Below are 21,660 nucleotides of genomic sequence, written 5' to 3'. Positions count from 1 at the left end.
CGACTCAAATTACCCGGGAGCTTTTGATAACTAATATTAAGCAAATATTATGTCAATATTAAATTTGTGTTATCATTTTCATTCTTCGACTTAATCAATTAGCTGTCAAGCTATTCGACGATATTTAATGGATTAATTATTATATTTCGAATTTCCCTTATTTTCAATACAAAATATACTAATACCTTATCTTGATAAATCAATATTCAGAATATTATTTTTCCACTTCAATGTTAACTAAATGTTAAGAGAATATTGATTTTTTATTGTTGGTAGCCTGCAAAAGAAAATAACTAGAACCCACAGAGCTGTTTTTTGACATTTGCCAGTAACTAAGGGTGCCTAAAACAAGAAAAGTCCGGAAGCAGCTTCCGGACTTTTCTTGTTTTAATTCTATGTATCTATCAGGCAACCTCTAACTCACGGTCGCCTTTTCGGGAACGGGAACGATCGGTCGGTTGAATACGTAGCAAAATACGCTTTTTGATGCGCATCCAACGCTCGTAGAGTTTCGATTCCTTCAGGAAATTCCATTTTTCGTCTTTCTCCTCTTTCTTATGCTCTTCAGGATCGTAAAGCATACCTGTGCAAAGGCAGTGTTTCCGATTGGTACGCGTCAGAATATCGAAATTAGCGCAGGTCTGGCATCCTTTCCAGAACGACTCATCACCAGGCAACTCGCTAAGCGTAACGGGTTGATAGCCCAGATCGGAGTTGATCTTCATAACGGCCAGGCTGGTTGTAATACCAATAATCTTGGCCGTTGGGAACATTGTCCGTGAGAGCTCGAACGCTTTGGCTTTAATATGTGTAGCAATGCCACTCTTACGATAGCTGGGATGGACAATCAGGCCCGAGTTGGCCACGAATTTGCCGTGCTCCCAAGTTTCGATGTAGCAAAATCCTACCCACTCGCCCGATAGGGTCATGGCAATAATTGCTTTTCCTTCGAGCATTTTCTCCATCACATAAATGGGCGAACGTTTGGCGATACCGGTTCCCCGGGCTTTCGCACTTTCTTCCATTTCGCGGCAGATGGTTTCTGCTAATCGCAGGTGGTCTTCGTTAGCCACCTGAATAATGTATTGATCGTTGATTATTTCTGGGGTGATCATTGTCGTTTATTGGCGGTTGTGAAGCCGCGAAAACGGAGACAGCGTAATCCGAGCTGGTTTGTTGTGAATAGATAAAACGAGAAAAAAGACGGAAATAGTTTACCACATAGGCAAACAAAATGATATAGTCCTTTCGGACCTAAACCGAAATGGCGTAGTATGGAAGAAGGTCGGTAAGTAGACGAGCTTTGCCATTGGTTTGTGCGAAAACGCGGACAATGTTAGAGAGATTATCCGGGTCTTGCAATAAAATAACGGATTTTTTTCAGGATAGTTCGCCAACGGTCAAAACATACTAACTAATCGTTAAGCGAAATATCGTTACACTGCTAAAAATCAGGCATTCACATTAATTGAAAGGTCTAAAACTATCTAAACGGCCTAATTGACGCCTAGTGGCAAGTTCAGATTTTGGTGAGTAGCTTGCATCTCTACCGACCGTTCGTACTATGTTACATCTTCGCAAATCACTTTATCGTATCCTCGAAACTTCGGCAGGTAAGCGCCGGGGGATAAGTCTGGCCTTCAACCTGGTATTGATTACCATTATTACGCTGAACGCCATTGCCATCGTTCTTCATACTGTACCCGAATACAACCAACGGTTTGCGCGCTTATTTACAGATTTTGAATTGTTTTCAGTAGGTTTCTTTACAATTGAATATATCCTGCGCGTCTGGGTTAGTGTCGAAAATGAAAAATATCACCATTGGTTATGGGGGCGTCTGCGCTACATTTTCTCAACCAGCGCCCTTATTGATATTCTGGCCATTTTCCCATTTTACTTCTCGCTATTCGCTACCGATTTAGCCATTGTTCGGATTCTACGACTGTTCCGTATTTTCAGGCTATTTCGTATTTCGCGCTACTCGCACGCCTTTCGTCTGATTCAGAATGTAGTGAAAGAAAAGAAAGAAGAACTGATTCTTAGTACAATGCTGGTGGTTTTTATGCTCATTATTGTGTCGAGTGTTATGTATTATGTAGAGCATCCAGCCCAGCCCGATAATTTCTCAAGTATTCCGGCAACTATGTGGTGGGGGGTTACGGCCATGACAACAGTGGGTTATGGCGATATACATCCAATTACACCATTGGGAAAATTACTGGGTGGCGTCACAGCGATTGTAGGTATTGGCCTGTTTGCCTTACCAACGGGTATCTTAGTATCTGGCTTTAACGAGCATATTCGTGAGCACAAAACGCCCCGACGAAAGGTTTGCCCTCATTGCGGGAAGGAAATTTAGTGAAGTAGGTGGAGTTAGTGGAGTAGCCACTTCACCCAAACCACTAAATACCTTTTGCCTTTCATGCCCGACAGTACTAACTTGCAGTATGGAAAATTTCGTGGTCTCGGCCCGCAAGTACCGTCCCGCTACCTTCGACACCGTCGTGGGTCAGGAGCACATTACTACCACACTTAAGAATGCAATCAGAACCAATCACTTAGCGTCGGCATTCCTGTTTTGCGGACCACGTGGTGTTGGTAAAACGACTTGTGCCCGGATTCTGGCCAAGACAATTAACTGTCAAAACCTGACGACTGAAGGCGAAGCTTGCGATACTTGTGAGTCGTGCGTGAGCTTCAATCAGAACGCTTCGTTTAATATTCACGAACTGGATGCGGCCTCCAACAACTCAGTCGAAGATATTCGCAACCTGATTGACCAAGTCCGTTATCCACCCCAATCGGGCAAATACAAGATTTATATTATTGATGAGGTGCATATGCTCTCGTCGGCGGCTTTCAACGCGTTCCTGAAAACGTTGGAAGAGCCTCCCTCCTACGCCATTTTCATTCTGGCAACAACCGAGAAGCACAAAATTCTGCCGACGATTCTGTCGCGCTGTCAGATTTTCGACTTTAATCGGATTCAACCGGGCCATATTGCCAATCATTTGGCGAAGATTGCCGAGAAAGAAGGGATTACTGCCGAACCAGAAGCTCTCGACCTGATTGCTCAGAAAGCCGATGGGGGTTTGCGCGATGCACTGTCGATGTTCGATTTGAACGTAACCTTTGCTGCCGACCGGATTATTCGTTATAAAGAAGTGCTGGATAATCTGCATATTCTTGATTACGACTATTACTTCAAACTGACAAATTTATTGCTGGCGGGAAATCTCCCAAAAAGCCTCCTGACGGTCGACGAAATCCTGCGGAAAGGTTTCGATGGACATCAGTTTGTGGTTGGATTGTGCCGCCACTTCCGCGATTTGCTGGTTTGCAAAGATGCCGATACGGTGCAGTTGCTGCAAGTGACCGAAAACGTTCGTCGTCAATACCTCGACCAATCGGCCCAGGCGCCGATGTCGTTTTTATTGTCGGCACTGAGTCTGGGCGGCCAGTGTGACATGAATTATAAACAGGCTAAAGACCAGCGACTGCATACAGAATTGTGGCTGATGAAGCTGGCCAATCTGCGAAATCTGCTCAACTGGGAAGCACTGCCTGATTTGTCGCTCAATGGCGCACATAGTGGAGATGCATTAACAGTCGGTCAGGTGATCGCCGAAAAAAAAAACGCCAGTCCCCAATCACCGCCTGAAAACAACCAACTGACCGAAAATCATCCCATCACGAGCGAACCGGTGAATGGTTACTATCCCACACCACCTACGAATGGCAGTGATGTGGTGACAAATGGGATAGCTCATTCAAATGGCCATTCGACGGCAACAAACGGTATAGCAACGGTAGTGGCACCAGCGAGCATTCCTGAAACACCTAAACCGAAGCCTATTCCACCTACACGACCAGCGAGTAGTCGCCTGCGTCCGACGGTTGCCCTGACATCTGGCCCGATTCAACCTGTAGCCGATGCCGACGAAGTTCCAATTGCAGTAGCACAAACTCGCCCTGATAAGCCGTTTGACCTAGAGGAGTTACAGGAAGCCTGGGCAGCTTTTGCCAGGATTCGACGGGAGAAAAGCGATATTACCACTGAGCAGGTTGTGTTGAATCGCGATCTGACTCTCGATGGTACAACCATTCGCCTTAACCTCGACAATACACTACAGGTAGATTTCCTAACAGAGCTGAAACCCGACCTGTTGGGCTACCTCCGCAGCGAACTTCAGAACAGTCAGATTAAGATTGAGCATCAAGTGATTGTGCAGGAAGTGAAGAAAATGATTTATAGCTCCCAGGATAAATACAATTACCTCGCCGAGAAAAATCCCGCCCTGCATGAGTTGAGAAAGGTACTGAATCTGGAGGTAGATTATTGATATGTATGATATAGGATGTATGGCTGGCGCGAAATACATCCTATATCATACACCATACATATTATTTATACGCTTTCGCTTCGCGAATCAACGATTTATATTCGCCTACAGCAAGCGCTTTTTTATAGTAAACTCTGGCTTGATTTCGGTCATTTGCGCGAGCTGCTATACGAGCTAAACCTGCGTAGGCAAAAGCGCGATATTCTTTCGTATAAGCATCATTAGATGGCAATTTGAGCGCTGTCTGGTAGGCTTCAGTAGCTTCTTTGTCATCTTTGTCGGCCAGTTCAGCCAGCATTCCCGTAAACGTATTAAATGCCAGTGGCACTAATTTATTAGGCATCTGCTTTAGCCGCTGTACGTAAGGTCGAGCCTCTGCATAGCGGCCCGATAACAACAACGATTCAGCATAGGTCATGGCAAACAACGGATTATTAGGGTATTTGTCAACCAGATACTTCGTATAGATCGTGGCTCGGGCGGGGTTTGTTTCGTGTTTCATCAGCAGATGAGCCAAATAATAATTGGCCACCGGGCGCATAAATATCGCTTTGCGAGTCGACGTGTCCATTTGCTTGATTCCTAAGGCAATGTCTCCATCGGCAAAGAAAAACATGAACGGCTTGACAATTGGATGATCAATCGGGTACCGCTCGACGTAGTAATTATAAAGCCCGGTTGTAAAATAAAAATCCGGGTTTTTGTCCATCAGTTTGATCCCGTCCCGAAGGTAATTGTACGCCTTCTTCGATTCGCCAACGGCCTTTAGTGACTCACCCTGATTGTTATAGAGCGCTGCCATGTAACTATGACAGGTCAGCATAAAAAACACGGCTTCGGGGTCTTCTTCATTTTTGGCAAGCATTCGCTTTGACAATTGTAATGCCTGCCCAACCGTTTGCTCAAATTGCGCCGTAGCTGCTTTATTTTCTACTAAAGGCAAGTTTTGTATATCCAGTTGCGTAGCCCGCAAAATGAAAGCAATCGGGTGTTGCGGATACCGAGTCTGAAGTTGTCGAATCAGGTCATCGGCCTCCGCGAACTCAAGATTATAGATATCGTCTAAAGCTTTCACGATGGTCTGCTGAGCAACTGGGTCACTCATAACCTGGGCGGGAGCCAGCAGTGGTAAACAGAGGCAGAATAAGCTTAGAAAGGTACTTTTCAGAATGGACAAAGTAATAGTCGCAATAACGTTGTTTGATTCTATACAGTCGGAACTGTACTTTTGTTTGATGCGTATTATGTAACAAGGGCTTTACGCAAAAGATTCTTACTAATGATTCATTACGAACAGTTTGTTTTAGATAATGGCCTGCGGGTATTCGTTCATGAAGACTCGTCTACGCCAATGGCTGCAGTTAATATTCTCTATAATGTTGGTTCGCGCGACGAAGACCCAACAAAAACGGGTTTTGCTCACTTGTTCGAACACCTGATGTTTGGCGGTTCGCGAAATATTCCCAGCTACGATGAACCCTTGCAGAAAGTTGGGGGAGAAAATAATGCCTTCACCAGCCCCGACATCACTAACTATTATATCACCCTACCTGCAGCTAACCTCGAAACCGCATTCTGGCTTGAATCGGACCGGATGTTAAGCCTTTCGTTCGACCCACAGGTGTTGGATGTACAGCAAAAAGTAGTGATTGAAGAGTTTAAGCAGCGCTATCTAAACCAACCCTACGGCGATGTATGGCTTAAACTTCGTCCATTGGCATATCAGCAACATCCGTATCGCTGGGCCACGATTGGGAAGGACATTAGCCACATTGAAGACGCTACATTAGACGACGTTAAGTCGTTTTTCTTTAAATACTATCTGCCTAACAACGCCATTTTGGTGGTAGCTGGTAATGTGACGGTCGAGCAGGTGAAGCAGTTGTGTGCCAAGTGGTTTTCGCCGATTCCCGCGGGCGATCCATACATTCGCCAGCTTCCTATAGAGCCAAAACAAGTCGAAGCCCGGAAAATGGAAACATCAGCGAAAGTGCCGCTGAATGGGCTCTACAAAGCCTATCACATGCCCGGTCGTTTTGACGCCGATTTTTACGACGTCGACCTATTAAGTGATATGCTGGGCCGAAGTAAATCATCGCGGCTCTACCAGCAACTACTACGTGGCAATCCTATGTTCAGCAGCGTAAACGCTTATATCACAGCCTCCATTGACCCCGGCTTATTGGTGGTTCAGGGTAATCTTAACAAAGGTGTTTCGCTCGAGGAAGCCGATGCCGCAGTAGAAGCTGTTTTACAGGAATTCATAGATCAAACCGTTCCCGAGGACGAATTGGCTAAAGTAAAAAATCAGGCCGAAGCAACGCTGGCTTTCTCGGAAGTCGAACTATTGAACCGGGCAATGAACCTCGCCTATGCGGCCAATGCAGGCGACCCAGACTTAGTCAATAAAGAAGCCGCTATAATCCAGGCCGTCACGCCCGACGATATTCAGTCGATGGCCAGACAGGTACTTCGGAAAGACAATTGTTCGACCTTGTATTACCGAGTCGCATGAAAATTCGGGTAGGGCAAGGCTATGATGTTCACCGGCTCGAAGAAGGGCGACCGTTCTGGCTCGGCGGTATTCAGATTCCAAGTACGTTCGGTCCGGTGGGGCATTCTGATGCGGATGTGGTTTGCCATGTCTTGTGCGATGCCTTACTGGGAGCGGCTAACATGCGTAACATCGGCTATCATTTTTCGGATAAAGACCCGCGTTGGAAAGGCGTTGATAGTAAGCTTTTGCTGGCCGAAGTACTTCGAATGGTGCGGGGAGCAGGCTACGAACTGTCGAATGTAGACGTAACGGTGGTGCTACAGGAACCGAAGCTCAACCCGCATATTCCGGCAATGAAGACTTGTCTGGCAGAAGTGATGGCCATTCCCGAAGACGATATTTCGATTAAAGCCACAACTTCGGAGCACATTGGGTTTGTGGGCCGGGGTGAAGGTATTGCCGCTCATTGTGTGGCGCTTATATTTAGAGATTAGTTTGTCAATACATCCTGTCTATGAAAAATCTGTTTTACCTTCCGGCGTTGCTCTTGTTAGGAGTCGTTGCTTGTGGCCAGTCCCCCCAGTCGAATAAACCCGCTGAGCCGCTGGGTTTCGAGGAGTATGATCCCGTTTCAACTCTGAAGGTGCCAGAGCACAAACTGACGCGGTCTAAATATCCGTTTATTGATGTTCACAACCACCAATATCAGATGGATAATGAGGATCTAAGCAAGCTCATTGCTCAGATGGATGCCCTAAATATGGGTCTTATGATTAACCTGAGTGGGCGCGGCTTTAGCAATAGCGACGCCGAAAGCACCAAGTTTTTCACGAGTGCGCTGGCCAATATCCAGAAAACCAATCCGAAACGTTTGGCCCTGTTTACCAACCTTAACTTTTCCGATGTAAACGACAAAGGCTGGACGGCGCAGGCGGTAAAAATGCTTGAAGAAGACGTCAAGAAGGGTGCCAGAGGTCTGAAGATTTACAAAAACTTAGGGTTGAACGTCAAAGACGATAAGGGCAGTCGCGTTCGGGTAGATGATCCACGCCTAGATCCCATCTGGGCAAAGTGTGGCGAATTAGGCATTCCGGTATTGATTCACACCGCCGACCCCAAATCTTTCTGGGACCCGATGGATCGATATAACGAGCGATGGCTCGAACTCAAACTCCATGCGGGACGCAAACGCTCTCCAACTGATCCTGTCCCCTGGGAACAACTCATCGCCGAGCAGCATAATGTATTCCGTAAGCACCCAAAAACCACGTTTATTGCCGCTCACATGGGCTGGTATCCAAACGATCTGACCAAGCTCGACAGTCTGATGAAAGTGTTTCCGAACATGAATGTTGAGATTGGGGCTGTTATCGCTGAATTAGGTCGTCAACCACGAGCTAGCCGGAAGTTTTTCGAGAAATATCAGGACCGGATTCTGTTCGGAAAAGACAGTTGGGTACCATCAGAATATGCGACCTATTTCCGCGTCCTCGAAACTGAAGACGAATATTTCCCTTATCACAAGAAGTACCATGCATTCTGGCGGATGTACGGCATGGGTTTACCTGATGAAATTCTGAAGAAGGTGTACTATAAAAACGCCCTCCGTATTATTCCCGGTTTAGATAAGAGCCAATTCCCAAATTAGAGTTCTTAAACACGGAGTTAACGGAGATCTCACGGAGAACACAGAGATCCTCCGTTAACTCCGTGAAACCTCCGTTTCCTCTGTGTTTAAATACCAATGAAAATCACTCAAATCAACCTCTATCGCTACGACATTCCGCTCAAAGCGCCTATTGCCATTTCGCTCGGTACCATTGAAAACGCGCGTAATATACTGGTCGAGATTCAGACTGACGAAGGCATTACAGGTTGGGGCGAAGGGTCTCACCTGTGGATGATTGCTGGCGAAACCCAGGCATCAGGACTAGCGGCTGCAAACGATATGGCTCGCCTGCTGATTGGCTACAATCCACTGCATATCGAAGGCTGTCTGAACGCACTGACGCGCTACTTGCCTGCTCATCCCACAACTCGCTCGGCCTTCGATATGGCCTTGTATGATATCGCTGCCAAGGCCGCCCGAATGCCACTTTACCAGTTCCTGGGGGGTAAAAAACGTACACTCGTAACCGACGAAACGATTTACATCAACACACCCGAGCGTATGGTTGAGGATGCGCTCCGGATTCAGGCGAAAGGTGCCGAAGCCATCAAGGTGAAACTCGGAACGAACCTACAGGACGATATTAAGCGGGTAGAAGCTATTCGGAAAGCCATTGGCGATACGATTCCCATTCGTACCGATGCCAACCAGGGCTGGGATGTTGTTACGGCTTCAGGCGTATTACGCGCCATTGGTGACTGGAATGTGCAGTATTGTGAGCAACCCATTAAACGGCATGACATTGCGGGACTGCGCCAAATTCGACAGAAAACAACTGTCCCCATTATGGCCGACGAAAGTCTATTCGATGCCACCGATGCCATTCGACTCGTGCGCGAAGAGGCTGTAGATTATTTCAATATCAAACTCTCGAAGAGCGGGGGTATTTTTGAAGCCCTCAAGATCAACGCCATTGGCGAAGCTGCCGGAATTCCGTGTATGATCGGGTGCATGTCGGAGTCGCGATTAGCGTTGACCGCGAATGCCCATTTTGCATCAGCTCGCCAAAACGTGCGTTTCTACGATCTGGACGCTTGTTTTGAGCATGCCGAAGATCCCGTCTATGGCGGCATTACCTACAACGGCTACCAGATCGAACTACCAGAAACGCCAGGCATCGGTGCCGAAGTAGATTCGACATTTTTGGCTCGCTGTGAGTGTAAAACTATTTCTTAGCAGTTCATGATTTCGATTACCACCGTTCAATCAGCCGCCGATGTGCAGGGTATTCTGACGCTGCAACAAGCCAATTTACGTAAAAATGTACCTGTCGATGTGCAACTTGATCAGGGTTTTGTAACCGTTGAGCATGACCCGCAAGTGCTGACTCGTATGAATCAGGCCGCGCCAAGTGTTATTGCCAAAGATGGTGATACAGTTGTAGGTTATGCCCTAACTATGCTTCCCGAATTCGGAACCGACGTGCCGGAATTACTACCGCTTTTCTCATTAATTAATACACTGACCTACAACGAGAAACCGCTACAGCAATACCCGTGGTATGTAATGGGCCAGGTTTGTGTAGGCGAAGGTTACCGGGGTCAGCGCATATTCGACCGAATGTTTGAGCATCATCGTGAGGTTTATGGCGATCGCTACCAGTTGCTGATAACTGATATTTCGGCCAACAATACTCGTTCGTTGCGTGCCCATAATCGCGTTGGTTTCAAACCACTTCATGAGTTCTTCGACCCGGTCATTGGCGAAACATGGGTGGTAGTAGCCTGGGATTTTCAGAAGTAGAATCTGCCGGGTTTGACGTTTGTAGTTCGTAGTTTCAAGTTACTGTCACGTAGCTGAACACGAAACGTTGAACCTGGAACAGAACACAATGCGCCTACTCCTACTACTCCTATTTATCAATACCTCGCTTCTTGCCCAATCCCTTCCACAAACTTTCACTACCGCCAAATCGACAGCAGAAGCTGGTTTTTCTGCCGACCGATTAAAACGATTGGATACCTGGTTACAGGAACTGATCGACAAAGACATTGCCCCCAATGCAGTCACGTTTGTAGCTCATCGCGGTAAAATAGTTCATTATAAAGCATTTGGCTATAGTAATCTGGCGAAGAAAACGCCCCTGAAACGCGACGATTTATACCGCATTGCCTCGCAGTCGAAAGCCATCACGACTGCAACATTGATGACCTTGTACGAAGAGGAAAAGTTTTTATTAGACGACCCTATTTCGAAATACATTCCGGCTTTTAAAAACCCAAAAGTGCTGGTTACCTACGACAAAAAAGATCCCGTTGGTGGTAGCTATGAAACCCGGCCCGCAAAAAGTGAAATTACGATTCGGCAGTTGCTGAGCCACAACGCGGGTATCCCCTACGAACACCCTCTCGACCAACGAGCTGAATTCAAGATTCCATTTTTCAACTCGACCGCGCCCGACAAGCTCGAAGACGTTATCAATAAACTCGCCACTCGCCCGCTCCTTCGCGATCCGGGTACTGATTCAACTGGTGCAGGCTTTACGTATGGTCTAAACATTGATATTCTTGGTCGATTGATCGAAATCCTATCCGGTAAGCCTTTTGATGTAGCCATGCGTGAACGAGTGCTTGAACCGCTGGGAATGACTGACACCTATTTCTATTTACCCGACAATAAGGCTAGTCGGTTGGTCGAGTTATACAGCAAGTCGAGCATGGACAAACCTTTGACGGTACATACGAACGAGGGGTACCGAAACTTTGTGATCTCGGGGGCAAAGACATTCTTCTCGGGTGGGGCTGGCTTAGTCAGTTCTGTAGAGGATTATGCGAAATTCTGCCAGATGATGCTCAATGGTGGCACTTTCAACAACAAGCGAATCTTAGGGCGTAAGACTGTCGAAATGATGCTCCGGAATCAGATCGGCACAGCCGAAGTCTGGGACCGAAAAGATAAATTCGGGCTTGGCTTTCAGCTCATTACTGAGAACTCGCACTATGGAGATCAGGCAACACCGGGTTCATTTACCTGGGGAGGCATGTACTGTTCCGAGTTCACCATCGACCCCAAAGAAGAACTTATTCTGCTGATTTTTACCAATGTCCATCCGTATGCCTACTACGGAGATTTCGTGAAGAAATTTCGGATTGCCGTTTATCAGGCATTGGAGTAAACACGGGATTGTAGCTCCTTTCGTTATCAGTCTGTCACTAAACCGAACTGTCATGAATCCGCAAAAAACCGCCGTTGTTCTGATCGAATACCAGAATGATTTTACGTCGCCAGGAGGTAGCCTGCACGATGCTGTTAAAGGTGTTATGGAGTCTACCAACATGTTGGCCAACACGCTTGACCTTGTGGCAAAAGCACGCGAAGCCGGGGCTGTTGTCATCCATTCGCCCATTAGTTTTCAGGAAGGTTATTTTGAAATCACGAAACATCCATACGGCATTCTGAAGGGTGTTGTAGACAGTCAATCGTTCCGTAAAGGCTCGTGGGGTGTTGATATTATTGATACGCTAGCACCCCAATCCGGTGATATTGTGCTGGAAGGCAAGCGCGGTCTGGACGCATTCGCCAGCACCAATCTGGATTTTATTTTACGGAGCAAGGGTATTGAAACTATCGCCTTAGGGGGTTTTCTAACCAATTGCTGTGTAGAATCAACCATGCGATCAGGCTATGAAAAAGGCTTCGAGGTCATCACACTTACCGACTGCACCGCCACCTTAAGCGAAGAAGAACAGGCTTTTGCCTGCGCTAAAAACTTCCCGATGTTCTCGAAGCCGATGACACATGGCCAGTTTTTAGATGAATTGACAGGCGAAGCTGTTCAGGAAGTTGAAACGCGTGGCTATTCCGCTTAAACTCACAGATCAATTTCTCTGCCTTATACTTTAGAACCGACCCAGCCATTCAGGTAAGGCCGGTTTTATTTTAAGCAAAGTTTGATTCTGGTATTCTAAGACAGTGTACTGGAATCTCCATAATCAATTCCCACTTATCAGGCATTTAGTACAGTTGACAAGCCCGAACTGCTAGCTGATAGTACTTTATCTTTATTTACGACTGTTGGTTATTTACTTTTGCAGCGAACATTACTAAGGGTTACTTCCAACCTATGCTCAAAAAAATTGGTCTTGTCGTTGTAGGGGTTCTGGCTATTCTAATTGTCTGGCAGTGGGAGCTAGTCAGTTATGGCTGGATGCAGGCACGAGGCCAGTTACATATTCTGTGGAATACTAAACCCGTTTCAGAAGTGCTGGGCGACCCGGCATATCCCGATTCTTTGAAACAAAAAATAGAACTTATCCGCGAAATCAAGCGTTTTGCTTTAGACTCGCTTGGTCTGGATAAGTCGGGGAGTTACGAATCGTTTTACGACCAGGAGGGAAAGCCTATTTTGTGGGTAGTAACGGCAGCTGAACCGTATCAACTCATTGCCAGACAATGGCACTTTCCCATAATTGGTACATTTTCGTACAAAGGTTTTTTCGAAAAAGACCGGGCCGATTCGACTGTATCAGAATTGAAACGAGAAGGATTGGATACGCGTATTGGTGAAGTGTCGGCCTGGTCGACATTAGGATTTTTAAATGACCCGATTCTGTCCAGTTTTCTGGATAGACCGGAAGGAAGCTTGGCCGAGTTGATTATTCACGAACTGACACACGGTACTTTATTTGTGAAAAACAGTTTAGAATACAATGAAAACCTGGCAGATTTCGTAGGCGAATATGGAGCTCTTCGATTTCTGGCTCAGAAGTACGGCAAGACATCAGTTCATTATCAGAACTATCTGGCAACGAAAGCGTTTTATGAACGTTATGATGAGCATATTCTACGCGGAACCCGAGTGCTTGACAGCTTGTATAAGTCGTTTAAACCGGCAACGCCTAGCGCACTAAAAGATTCGTTGAAGTGGACTACAATTCGGCAAATTGTTGATTCATCAGATACATTAACCGACCAACGAAGCAAACCAAGTGTATCTTCTGCAAAAAGAAGGCAGCTTACAAAACTAAACCTACCCAATAATGCGTATTTTATTGGGTATTTGACTTATCGGAAACAACAGAACCGTTTTCGACAGGAATTTGAAAAACGATTTGGTGGAGATTTCAAAAAATATCTAACATACCTTAAACAGACCTATCCATCCTTGTAAACAAAGCCCGGTCAACGGGTAGTTGATAGTATGAAGAAGTTATTGATTGGCATCGGTATTTTGTCTGTTCTTAGCACTGGTTTTATGGCTATGAACACGTATCGGCGCGTGCAGAATAACAGTTTTGGACCTGGTGAGCACCTCGAATATCGGGTTCACTATGGGTTTATAAACGCAGCTGAAGCCGTCGTGGATGTTAGCCCGACCCTTTATAAAGTAAATGATCGACCCTGCTATCGGGTTAATGTGGATGGCCGTACGGTTGGCGCGTTCGATCTTGTAACGCGTGTGCGCGACACCTGGCGTTCCTACATCGATACTTCGGCGATACTTCCACAAAAGTTTTATACTAACCTCCAGGAAAATAAATATCGGAAGGAGGAGAACATTACGTTCAATCACGAAACCAATACCGTAAAGGCCGAAGAACGCACCGAAAAGGATGTGTTTAAAGTGCCCGATAATGTCCATGATCTCATCAGCGGCTATTATTTTCTGCGAACCATCGACTTTAACAAACTCAGTAGTGGTCAGGTAATCGAGGTTCCAGCCTTCTATGACGATACCATCTATAATATGAAGGTTCGGTATCGGGGTAAAGACGTGGTCAAGGCAAAGGGCGGCAAGATTAATGTAATCAAACTTAATCCTGTACTGCCCCCAGGAAATGCCATGTTTAAAGAGGAAGAATCAATCCGGATTTTCGTTTCCGACGATGCGAATAAAATCCCAATTAAGGTTGAAGTCGATTTATGGATAGGTTCTATGGCAATGGATCTGAAACTTAATAACGGTTTGAAGCAGCCTCTGAAGTTTTTTTAAGCTGTTTATCAATAGTTCTATATAAAGGCGTGCCACGGTTTAGAGCCGTGGCACGCCTTTTCGCTTTTTATGCAACCGGTTCGCTATAAGATCAAAATCGATTTTTCAATTTTAGCAATACTCGTTCAATAAATGTCAATCGGTTCCAGCGCATCATCCCAAACGGCTCTTCAGTGGCCCCAAAACTTTGGTAAAAAGCTTGAATTGATGGTTTTGCAGGGCTTTCAAAGTCAAATACGAATGATTGTCCAGCCTTTTCCTGAATCAGTTGGTCAATCAGGAGTGTGCGGGCATTTGCCTTTCGCCCAATCTCAGAAGCTGCATTGAAGAGATATATGATTCGATTTCCTTCGCACACAAACAAGGCGCCAGCTTCTAGTTGTCCATCGTGCTGAGCATAACGCAAAGTAACTAAACCACGCTTGCTCAGTTCGTTTGTCAACTTTCTAAAAATAGCGTAGGCCCAATCTGCCACTCCTCCATCAATAGTCTCAGCGTGATGTTGACGAAATAAGGTTAGCAAGGGCTCTGGGTCGCCTGACTCCACAATTGTCCAGTTGGCAACTGCATTGAATTCATGCCGAGCCCTGCGGAGATTCAGCTTACGGTCGTGCGAGTAATTTTGATAGATCGTTTTGTAGTCAGCGGAAAGGTCGAGTATGTGGGTAGTGAGCTGCTCAGTAGGCCCGATATCGCTTAATTTGTTTGATTGCGAACGGGTACAGAATACAGAACCATATCGAAACTGCTCAATCGTCAACTGAAAAAATGGGCTCGAATCAACGGAGCCATCGGGGCTGAAAACATCCAGAAACTGACAGAAGAACGGCTGATGCACAACCCATTCGTATGTAATTCCTGCTATTACCTTCCGGCGTAACGGGACAGGCATGATGGCCCGATATCGTCCTGATTCATCTATTGAAATGATGCCAACCCATTTCCACGTTGGCGCAGGCAACACAGCATCCAAATACCAGGAATAGCCATACAGCATTCGTTGTGGAGAAGCAGCCACGCAAGCATCCCAGGCAATACTATCGATTTGATGACGGGGGACAATCTTCAGCGTTTTTGTCATGCTGACGAAAACGCTATTTAAACTGCGCTTTCAGCTTCTCAATTGCCTCGCGGGTTTCGGCATGTTTGGTTACTAGATCGCTGATGGTTTGCACGGCGTGAATGACCGTACTGTGGTCACGGCCTCCAAAATGATAGCCAATGGATTTGAGTGACAAGTCGGTTTTTTCTTTGGCTAAATACATGGCAATCTGCCTTGGATGCACTAATTCACGCTTCCGGCTTTTAGCCTTGAGATCGGCAATCGTTACATTGAAATAACTGGCAACGGCTTCCTGCACCGTGTCAATAGTGACTTCGCGATCCGAATCGACTACTATGTTCCGTAGAGTTTGTTTTGCCAGTTCCAGGTCAATATCCCGCCGATTCAGGGATGCCTGCGCCATTAGCGATACAATCACCCCTTCCAGCTCCCGCACATTGGTGTTCACGCTGTGAGCCAGGTATTCAATCACATTATTCTCGATATAAATACCTTCAGCCTGGAGTTTTTTCTGAATAATGGCAATCCGGGTTTCGAGATCGGGCGTTTGCAAATCAGCCGAGAGTCCCCATTTAAATCGGGACAGTAACCGATCCTCCAAGCCGTCCAACGCCCTTGGAGCGCGGTCAGACGTCATGATAATTTGCTTTCCCGATTGGTGGAGGTGATTGAAAATATGGAAAAAGATTTCCTGCGTTTTTTCCTTCTTCTGCAAAAACTGCACATCATCAATCACCAGCACATCCACCTGCATATAAAACGAAGTGAAGTCGCGAATACCATCGCTTCGAACGGCATTGAGGAACTGGTTGGTAAACTTCTCAGACGTAACGTATAATACGAATTTGTTCTGGTTGTTATTCTTGATGTAGTTCCCGATAGCCTGAACCAAATGGGTTTTACCCAGGCCAACGCCCCCGTAAATCATGAGTGGATTGAAGGAAGTAACACCCGGTCGCTCAGCAACGGCATAACCCGCCGAACGCGCCAGACGGTTACAATCGCCCTCCACATAGTTATCAAATGTATAAGTTGGATTCAGGTATGAATCGAGCGTTAGCGAATCAAGATCTTTGAAGATAAAAGGGCTCTTGATAAGGTCAGGGCTAACGTTATCGGGTTTGGATGTTTGTGTTGATTTAGTCGTCGGTATATTTACTGTAAGTGGGCGGTTCTGGGCATTCCCCTTATCGACGATGATCGAATACTCCAGCTGACCGTTGGGGCCAATAGCCGTATCGAGTGCCTTGCGCAGAGCATGAACAAAGTTTTCTTCAAGCCATTCGTAAAAAAACTCACTGGGCACCTGAATCGTCAATACATTCCCATTAAGCCTCAGAGGCACAATGGGTTCGAACCATGTATTGAAACTCTGTTCGGGTACAATCTCCCGAATAACGTTCAGACAGCGATTCCACACCGTCGTTATTTCACGCTGCATGCCGGTCTGAGTTGTTATATTCACGGGAAGACATTTCTAATTACGGTTGGGGTCGCAAAAAAGGGAGACAAATATGGGGAAAATATCTGACCCGGCCATACGGACTACGTCAGGTTTTTTGAGCAGTGCTGTCTTCCTTTCCCAATGTTAAGCTAAAATTACGTGATTCAGGCGGAACGTCAAGGGCCGATTTAAATCCCTTTGAATAATGCAATCAAGGCACTTATTAAGCGGTAACAGGCACAATTTTCCCTCGAAAAGATAAAAAATGTACTTTTACTATTAATCATCGCAACCTACCTGATGGACTCTCTTTTTTCGTCTTTATTTCCAGCGACTGACCAGACGGCCTGGCAAACTCAGGTTCAAAAAGAATTGAAAAGTGAGGGAGCTTACGATACGTTGCGCTGGCATACCGATGAAGGCTTCACCCTGGAACCCTACTATACGGCTGATAGCCTTACAGATCTGCCGCTTACTACGACTCAGGAAGCCCAGAAACAAACACCTGGCTGGCTCAATGCGCCCGAACGGGTTATTTCTAACGAAAAAACGGACAATATCAATCTTCGGGATACCCTCATTCATGGAGCAGATGCTCTGGTAATCACGCTACCGAAGGAACCCCACTTAATGCAACTGCTGAATGGTATTAAGCTTAGCGAAGCCCCGGTCTTTTTTCGCTTCAATGCGCAAACAACAGGAATCAATGGAGCCGAATTGGTAAGGAAATTAAAAGCCGTTGCCCCTTATCAACTCAAGGGAGGTTTACTGGCAGATACCGATGATAGCACCGCCGAAGCTACTCGCCTGACGGCTGACTCACCTCAATTTCGCACGATTTGTTCTAGTAGCCACATCTTTCACAATGCTGGAGCCACAGCCATCCAGGAATTGGCATTTATGCTCGCTTCACTGGCTGACAGCTATGATCGACTCACTAATGAAGGCCTAACGATTGATCAACTCGTACCCAAAACCAGTTTGTCCGTTTCCATCGGCACGAGCTATTTTCTGGAAATAGCGAAACTCCGCGCTCTGAGGGTGCTTTTTAGCCGATTTATCAGCCATTATTCATTAGCTATCAGTCATTATTCATTGAGTATCCATGCCCAAACATCTACCTTTTACGATTCTACAGCTACCATATACACCAATTTACTCCGGGCAACTACGGAAGCGATGGCAGCCGTCATAGGTGGCTGCGATGTGCTGACAATACACCCATACAATGCTATTTTAGGCCAATCTGGCGTAGAGGCAGATCCGTTTGCCGAACGAATGGCTCGTAATGTATCGCTACTATTGAAAGACGAGAGTTATTTAGATCGAGTTGCTGACCCATCGGCAGGATCGTATTACATCGAAAATTTGACGCAGAAGCTAACCGAAGCCGCCTGGGTGCTGTTTCTGAATGTCGAAAAACAGGGAGGATTTTCGAAAGCATTGGCCACAGGCTTTATTGCAGACGAGATCAACCGATCCTATCAGGCGAAAGTCGAAGCCGTGCGAAGAGGAAAAGTGCTGGTAGGCGTTACGAAGTTTCGCTTTGACGAATCGACTCCTCAACTTCATAAGGCTGCTAAAATCCTCACAGGTTTATTACCTGACCGACGACTAGCCCAGGGATTTGAGTAAACTCTAACCAAACATGAGACCTGATTTCAATAGTATAGCCGAACATAGGGTAGAGAGTCCTGGGCATGAAATCGCCAATAAAACTCCCGCCCAGGGCACAATGTCTTCTACGACTGCCGAAGGCATCAAACTCAAGCCACACTTTAGCATTGCAGATGTGGCCAAGGCTGACCACTTGGGTTATGCGGCAGGAATTCCCCCATTTTTGCGTGGGCCTTATGCCAGTATGTATGTTCGCCAACCGTGGACCATTCGGCAATACGCAGGCTTTTCAACCGCTGAAGAATCGAATGCATTCTACCGACGTAATCTGGCTGGCGGACAAAGAGGGTTATCGGTCGCTTTTGATTTAGCCACCCACCGGGGCTATGATTCTGATCATCCGCGCGTAGTGGGCGATGTAGGTAAAGCAGGTGTTGCTATTGATTCAGTCGAAGACATGAAAATCCTCTTCGACCAGATTCCTCTCGATCAAATGTCGGTGTCGATGACCATGAATGGCGCAGTGTTGCCCATCATGGCATTTTTCATTGTAGCCGCCGAAGAGCAGGGTGTTCCACCAGAAAAACTATCCGGCACAATTCAAAACGATATTTTGAAGGAGTTCATGGTTAGGAACACCTACATCTACCCACCAGAACCCTCTATGCGCATTGTTGGTGATATTTTCGCTTACACCAGCCGGCATATGCCGAAGTTCAATTCAATTAGTATTAGCGGCTATCACATGCACGAAGCAGGTGCACCCGCCCAAATTGAATTAGCGTATACGCTGGCCGATGGACTTGAGTACATTCGAACGGGTTTACGGGCAGGTATGGGTATCGACGACTTCGCTCCCCGTCTGTCATTTTTCTGGGGCATTGGCATGAATCACTTTATGGAAATTGCCAAACTACGAGCTGGTCGGCTACTTTGGGCAAAAATCGTGAAGCAGTTTGAGCCGAAAAATTCGAAGTCGCTGGCGTTACGAACCCATTGTCAGACTTCTGGCTATAGTTTAACTGAGCAAGACCCGTTTAATAATGTAGCTCGAACAACAGTCGAAGCCCTTGCAGCTGTGCTGGGTGGCACACAAAGCCTACATACAAACTCACTGGATGAGGCCATTGCTTTACCTACTGACTTTTCGGCTCGAATAGCTCGTAACACCCAGCTCTACCTGCAACACGAAACGGACATTACCCGCGCCGTTGACCCCTGGGGAGGCTCCTATTACGTTGAGTACCTGACGAACGAATTGGTTGAAAAAGCGTGGGCTTTGATTGAGGAAGTGGAGAAATTAGGCGGTATGACGAAAGCCATCGAAACAGGCCTTCCTAAGCTCCGAATTGAAGAAGCTGCGGCTCGCAAACAAGCTCGTATTGATTCTGGTAAAGATGTTATTGTAGGTGTCAATCGGTACAAACCCGAAACCGAAACCAGTATTGAGCTTCTCGATATTGACAACCAGGCTGTGCGTGAAAGTCAATTAAAGCGATTGAGAGAGGTAAAAGAGCGACGGAATCAGGCAGAAGTAGAGCAGGCGCTGGCGGCCTTAACGGAAGCTGCTTTTACTTCGCCAGATCGTCGGACCGCCCAACCCTCTCCTAGTTTAGAAGAGGGAGTTAAAAACCTTCTTGCGCTTGCGGTTGAAGCGGCCCGCCACCGCGCTACTCTTGGCGAAATTTCTGACGCTATGGAAAAAGCTTTCGGCCGACATAAGGCCACAATTCGAGCCGTGTCGGGCATTTATTCCGCTGAAGTGTCTGACGATGAAAATTTCCGGGTAGCCCGCGAAATGAGCGACCGTTTTGCTGAACTCGATGGTCGTCGCCCACGGATTCTGGTAGCTAAAATGGGGCAAGATGGCCACGACCGGGGTGCTAAAGTAATTGCGACTAGCTTCGCGGATTTAGGCTTTGATGTCGACATGGGGCCACTCTTTCAAACCCCTGCCGAAGTAGCTCGGCAAGCGGCAGAAAATGATGTCCATATTGTGGGGGTATCAAGTCTGGCAGCAGGGCATAAAACGCTGGTACCGCAACTAATTGAAGAGCTAAAGAAAATCGGTCGCGACGATATTTTAGTGATTGCTGGGGGAGTTATTCCAGCACAGGATTATCAGTTTTTATATGATGCGGGCGTAAAGGGCGTATTTGGACCAGGAACGGTGATTTCAGTGGCAGCTCAGAAGATTTTGACGGAGTTGATGCAGGAGCAATCTTAATGATAAATAGCAAATGAAAATGCTGACATCTGACATGGTGCTTCTTAACATTCACATCAATACCAAAGGCTTTGAACAAGTCTATCCCATTACTTAAATCAATCTTTTAAGATATTTCTGAATTGAGTAAATGTAACAATAGGAACTGGAGGAAAGAGGTCAGGAATTGTCAATAGACTTAGTATATGTCGATCATCAGTGACTAAATAGTCAACATTAGCTCCTATTGCGCAATCAACAAATTTGTTGTCGTCAGGATCTTTAGTCACTAATTGATATTTATACGATGGCTCGAAACGCTCGTGATTAGCAGATACCAGCAGAGAACTGATTACATAATTAGCCACATCCTGGCTGAATTTTCGGCCAATCACTTCATCGTACTCAGTCAGTATCTCATTACTGAAAACCCAAATAAAGGATTCAGCTATAAATGCATTATAAAGCCATTTCTTTGAACCACGCTTAGAGATTGCATTGAGTAATCCGTTTGTGTCAATAACAGCCTTCATTGATTAGTAGACCGGAGCTGTTGTAAATATTCCGTTCTATTTTCATTTATAACTATACTATCCTGCTCCACCTGTTTGGCAGATTGTTTTCTTAATTTCAAAATACGTTCGGCTTCAGCTTCGGCTTTTTGGGCAAAGTGCTTAGTCAACACTTGACGCACATCTGTAAGCTCAGATTCAGACAAATCACGTTCAAACAACTGAAGCAGTAGAGCTTGGGCATTGCTTAATCTGCGGGGGTTTGTTGACGGGTTCATAAGCGCTAAAGCTTGGTATCGTTGATTGTATAAAGGTAACAAATTCCTATAGATAGGCGTTTCCGTATGCTAACCTCCCAGTCGAAACTATTCTCT

The 21,660-nt window shown here is 46.2% G+C and carries 19 protein-coding genes; 13 read left to right on the top strand and 6 right to left on the bottom strand.

Going from position 1 to position 21,660, the window contains the following annotated elements; translation table 11 throughout:
- Window positions 1–404: 404 nt before the first annotated feature.
- Complete coding sequence (locus GO755_RS13515) at window positions 405–1,115, bottom strand: GNAT family N-acetyltransferase (protein ID WP_157585552.1); 711 nt, start codon at window positions 1,113–1,115, stop codon at window positions 405–407.
- Window positions 1,116–1,564: 449 nt separating this feature from the next.
- Here GO755_RS13515 and GO755_RS13510 point away from each other — a divergent pair, with 449 nt between their 5' ends.
- Entirely contained in the window at window positions 1,565–2,362 is a 798-nt protein-coding gene (locus GO755_RS13510; RefSeq protein WP_157585550.1) for an ion transporter, read from the top strand.
- Window positions 2,363–2,450: 88 nt separating this feature from the next.
- The gene (locus tag GO755_RS13505; RefSeq protein WP_157585548.1) at window positions 2,451–4,346 is read left to right on the top strand and encodes a DNA polymerase III subunit gamma/tau; all 1,896 of its coding nucleotides are present in this window, start codon (window positions 2,451–2,453) and stop codon (window positions 4,344–4,346) included.
- Window positions 4,347–4,407: 61 nt separating this feature from the next.
- Here the strand turns inward: GO755_RS13505 and GO755_RS13500 are convergent, their stop codons facing one another.
- Complete coding sequence (locus GO755_RS13500) at window positions 4,408–5,451, bottom strand: tetratricopeptide repeat protein (RefSeq protein WP_317165862.1); 1,044 nt, start codon at window positions 5,449–5,451, stop codon at window positions 4,408–4,410.
- Window positions 5,452–5,625: 174 nt separating this feature from the next.
- On the opposite strand from GO755_RS13500, the gene GO755_RS13495 reads away from it, so the two are divergent.
- From GO755_RS13495 to GO755_RS13455, 9 genes are all read left to right on the top strand, one after another.
- Complete coding sequence (locus GO755_RS13495) at window positions 5,626–6,861, top strand: M16 family metallopeptidase (protein WP_157585544.1); 1,236 nt, start codon at window positions 5,626–5,628, stop codon at window positions 6,859–6,861.
- Window positions 6,858–7,337 carry a 2-C-methyl-D-erythritol 2,4-cyclodiphosphate synthase gene (ispF, locus tag GO755_RS13490; protein WP_157585543.1) on the top strand — a complete coding sequence of 160 codons (480 nt, stop codon included), beginning with the start codon at window positions 6,858–6,860 and terminating at the stop codon, window positions 7,335–7,337. Before GO755_RS13495 ends, ispF begins: the two co-directional genes overlap by 4 nt.
- Window positions 7,338–7,357: 20 nt before the next feature.
- Complete coding sequence (locus GO755_RS13485; protein ID WP_157585541.1) at window positions 7,358–8,491, top strand: amidohydrolase family protein; 1,134 nt, start codon at window positions 7,358–7,360, stop codon at window positions 8,489–8,491.
- A gap of 96 nt (window positions 8,492–8,587) precedes the next feature.
- Window positions 8,588–9,688 (top strand): mandelate racemase/muconate lactonizing enzyme family protein, encoded by a 1,101-nt coding sequence (locus tag GO755_RS13480; protein ID WP_157585539.1) that lies wholly within the window; start codon window positions 8,588–8,590, stop codon window positions 9,686–9,688.
- A 6-nt stretch (window positions 9,689–9,694) separates the two neighbouring features.
- Complete coding sequence (locus GO755_RS13475; RefSeq protein ID WP_157585537.1) at window positions 9,695–10,255, top strand: GNAT family N-acetyltransferase; 561 nt, start codon at window positions 9,695–9,697, stop codon at window positions 10,253–10,255.
- An 88-nt stretch (window positions 10,256–10,343) separates the two neighbouring features.
- Entirely contained in the window at window positions 10,344–11,627 is a 1,284-nt protein-coding gene (locus GO755_RS13470) for a serine hydrolase domain-containing protein (RefSeq protein WP_157585535.1), read from the top strand.
- Between the two features lie 52 nt (window positions 11,628–11,679).
- Window positions 11,680–12,321 carry a cysteine hydrolase family protein gene (locus GO755_RS13465; RefSeq protein WP_157585533.1) on the top strand — a complete coding sequence of 214 codons (642 nt, stop codon included), beginning with the start codon at window positions 11,680–11,682 and terminating at the stop codon, window positions 12,319–12,321.
- A 254-nt stretch (window positions 12,322–12,575) separates the two neighbouring features.
- Window positions 12,576–13,622, top strand: a complete 1,047-nt coding sequence (locus GO755_RS13460; RefSeq protein ID WP_157585531.1) for an aminopeptidase — start codon at window positions 12,576–12,578, stop codon at window positions 13,620–13,622.
- Between the two features lie 30 nt (window positions 13,623–13,652).
- Window positions 13,653–14,444 (top strand): DUF3108 domain-containing protein, encoded by a 792-nt coding sequence (locus GO755_RS13455; protein ID WP_157585530.1) that lies wholly within the window; start codon window positions 13,653–13,655, stop codon window positions 14,442–14,444.
- A gap of 91 nt (window positions 14,445–14,535) precedes the next feature.
- Here the strand turns inward: GO755_RS13455 and GO755_RS13450 are convergent, their stop codons facing one another.
- Both GO755_RS13450 and dnaA read right to left on the bottom strand, forming a co-directional pair.
- The gene (locus GO755_RS13450) at window positions 14,536–15,525 is read right to left on the bottom strand and encodes a GNAT family N-acetyltransferase (protein WP_157585528.1); all 990 of its coding nucleotides are present in this window, start codon (window positions 15,523–15,525) and stop codon (window positions 14,536–14,538) included.
- A gap of 13 nt (window positions 15,526–15,538) precedes the next feature.
- Window positions 15,539–16,948 carry a chromosomal replication initiator protein DnaA gene (gene dnaA / locus GO755_RS13445; protein WP_157585526.1) on the bottom strand — a complete coding sequence of 470 codons (1,410 nt, stop codon included), beginning with the start codon at window positions 16,946–16,948 and terminating at the stop codon, window positions 15,539–15,541.
- A 303-nt stretch (window positions 16,949–17,251) separates the two neighbouring features.
- Between dnaA and GO755_RS13440 the strand changes: the two genes are divergently transcribed.
- Window positions 17,252–18,586, top strand: coding sequence for a methylmalonyl-CoA mutase family protein (locus GO755_RS13440; RefSeq protein ID WP_157585524.1), 1,335 nt, complete (start codon window positions 17,252–17,254; stop codon window positions 18,584–18,586).
- A 13-nt stretch (window positions 18,587–18,599) separates the two neighbouring features.
- Window positions 18,600–20,795 carry a methylmalonyl-CoA mutase gene (gene scpA / locus GO755_RS13435; protein WP_157585522.1) on the top strand — a complete coding sequence of 732 codons (2,196 nt, stop codon included), beginning with the start codon at window positions 18,600–18,602 and terminating at the stop codon, window positions 20,793–20,795.
- A gap of 98 nt (window positions 20,796–20,893) precedes the next feature.
- Here scpA and GO755_RS13430 read toward each other — a convergent pair whose 3' ends face one another.
- Window positions 20,894–21,307 carry a putative toxin-antitoxin system toxin component, PIN family gene (locus GO755_RS13430; protein WP_157585520.1) on the bottom strand — a complete coding sequence of 138 codons (414 nt, stop codon included), beginning with the start codon at window positions 21,305–21,307 and terminating at the stop codon, window positions 20,894–20,896.
- On the bottom strand, window positions 21,304–21,564 hold the full coding sequence (locus tag GO755_RS13425) for a hypothetical protein (protein WP_157585518.1): 261 nt from the start codon (window positions 21,562–21,564) through the stop codon (window positions 21,304–21,306). Before GO755_RS13425 ends, GO755_RS13430 begins: the two co-directional genes overlap by 4 nt.
- Window positions 21,565–21,660: the final 96 nt, after the last annotated feature.

Origin of the sequence: Spirosoma arboris (genome assembly GCF_009754945.1) — a bacterium.
Lineage (GTDB): Bacteria > Bacteroidota > Bacteroidia > Cytophagales > Spirosomataceae > Spirosoma > Spirosoma arboris.
This window is presented reverse-complemented; position numbering and strand designations above follow the sequence as displayed.